Origin of the sequence: Burkholderia sp. LMG 13014, assembly GCF_905232215.1 — a bacterium.
Lineage (GTDB): Bacteria > Pseudomonadota > Gammaproteobacteria > Burkholderiales > Burkholderiaceae > Burkholderia.
Genome location: NZ_CAJNKE010000804.1, coordinates 1 through 2180 on the forward strand (window position 1 = coordinate 1; position 2180 = coordinate 2180).

Here is a 2180-nt window from a genome sequence, read left to right on the forward strand (position 1 = left end):
GGCGCACCTTGTCGACGCCCTGCACGATCACGTGATCGCCCGCTTCCAGACCGCCTTCGACGATCCAGTTCGCGCCTTGCATGCCCGTCGTCTTCAGCGGACGCGGCTCGACCTTGTTGCTGGCGTTCACCACCATCGCGATCGCCTGGCCCTTCTGGTCATGCGTGACGCCGATCTGCGGCACCAGGAACGCGTTCTCGTTCACGCCTTCCTCGATCCGTGCTCGCACGAACATGCCCGGCAGCAGCACGCGGCCCGGGTTCGGGAACACCGCGCGGATCGTCACCGAGCCGGTGGTCTGGTCGACCGTCACGTCCGAGAACTGCAGCTTGCCGGCTTCCGAATAGGTCTTGCCGTCTTCCAGGATCAGCGACACCTTCGCCGCGCCCGGGCCGCTCGTCTTCAGGCGACCGCTCTGCACGTCCTGGCGCAGCTTCAGGCCTTCGAGGCTCGATTGCGTCAGGTCGACATACACCGGGTCGAGCTGCTGGACCGTCGACATCAGCGTTGCCTGGCTTGCCTGCACGTACGCGCCCGGCGTCACCTGCGAGATGCCGACGCGGCCGGTGATCGGCGAGACGACATCGGTATAGCCGAGGTTGATCTGCGCGGTGTCGACCGCTGCCTTGCCGGCCGCGACATCCGCCGCGGCCTGGCCTTGCGTGGCCACCGCGTTGTCGTAGTCCTGCTTGCTGACCGCGTTCGCGGCCACCAGTACCTTGTAGCGCGCGACCAGTGCGTTCTGCGTAACGAGGTTCGCCTGCGCCTTCGCAAGCGTCGCCTTTGCGCTGTTCAGCGCGGCGACGTACGGCGCCGGGTCGATCTTGTAGAGGCGCTGACCGGCCTTGACGTCGGTGCCTTCGGTGAATTCACGGCGCAGCACGATGCCGTCGACCCGCGCGCGGACCTGCGCGACGAGGAACGCGCTGGTGCGGCCCGGCAGGTCGGTGTAGACCGGTACGGATTGCGGCTGGACGGTGACGACGCCGACTTCCGGCGTTTGCGGCGGCGGTGCCGATTCTTTTTTCCCGCACGCGGCCAGGAAAACGGCGGCCGTCGCGACAGTGATTAAGCGGTATGGAACCCGTTCGACGCGCATGGAGCGACCTCTGTGTATAACCAATGGAATAAGTGCCGCACCCGACCGGAGGGAGCGCAACACGGATGCGCCTCACGGCGCAGATCGAACACCTGAATTACTGGACTGCTAGATACAGCAAGCGGCACGAAACCTCCGTGCCGACAGGTTGCCCCGCACTGCGGACTGGAACTTTGGCGGGAATCAGCAGAGTGGGATATTAACTGATTGCCACTTGGGTCATTCGATCGTAGGGTGGTATTGTATATACATTCATGAATGTATGTAAAAAGCCCGTTTATGCCTAGCCGACGGTCCAGTCTTACGGATTGTTACCAGTCGCAAGCATAGCCCGTCTCCCTGACGGCGACGAGGGTTGCAGACCCTATATTCACCTACGATCGATCCAATCAGGCCTGCACATGGTCAGACGTACCAAGGAGGAGGCGCTCGAGACGCGCAATCGCATTCTCGACGCCGCCGAACACGTGTTCTTCGAGAAGGGCGTGTCGCACACGTCGCTCGCGGACATCGCGCAGCACGCCGGCGTGACGCGCGGCGCAATCTACTGGCATTTCGCGAACAAGAGCGAACTGTTCGACGCCATGTTCGACCGCGTGTTTCTGCCGATCGACGAACTGAAGCGGATGCCGCTCGACGCACCGGGCGGCAATCCGCTGGAGAAGATCCGCCAGATCCTGATCTGGTGCCTGCTCGGCGTGCAACGCGACGCGCAGTTGCGCCGCGTGTTCAGCATCCTGTTCATGAAGTGCGAGTACGTCGCGGACCTCGAGCCGCTGCTGCAGCGCAACCGTGCGGGGATGAGCGAGGCGCTGCACGCGATCGACGCCGATCTCGCGGCGGCCGTGCGGCTCAAGCTGCTGCCCGAGCGCCTCGATACGTGGCGCGCGACGCTGATGCTGCACACGCTCGTCAGCGGTTTCGTGCGCGACACGCTGATGCTGCCCGACGAGATCGATGGCGAGCGGCATGCGGAAAAGCTCGTCGACGGCTGTTTCGACATGCTGCGCTACAGCCCGGCGATGCTGAAGGACGACGACTGACCGCGCGACGAGCATTCGCCCGCGGCTTTCGTTTCACC

The 2180-nt window shown here is 64.0% G+C and carries 2 protein-coding genes; one reads left to right on the top strand and one right to left on the bottom strand.

The features are described from left to right. On the bottom strand, positions 1-1099 hold a 1099-nt coding region (locus tag JYJ84_RS34795; protein WP_205190139.1), incomplete at its 3' end, for an efflux RND transporter periplasmic adaptor subunit. Between the two features lie 401 nt (positions 1100-1500). Between JYJ84_RS34795 and JYJ84_RS34800 the strand changes: the two genes are divergently transcribed. After that, positions 1501-2142 carry a TetR family transcriptional regulator gene (locus tag JYJ84_RS34800; RefSeq protein WP_043190193.1) on the top strand — a complete coding sequence of 214 codons (642 nt, stop codon included), beginning with the start codon at positions 1501-1503 and terminating at the stop codon, positions 2140-2142. Positions 2143-2180 lie beyond the last annotated feature (38 nt).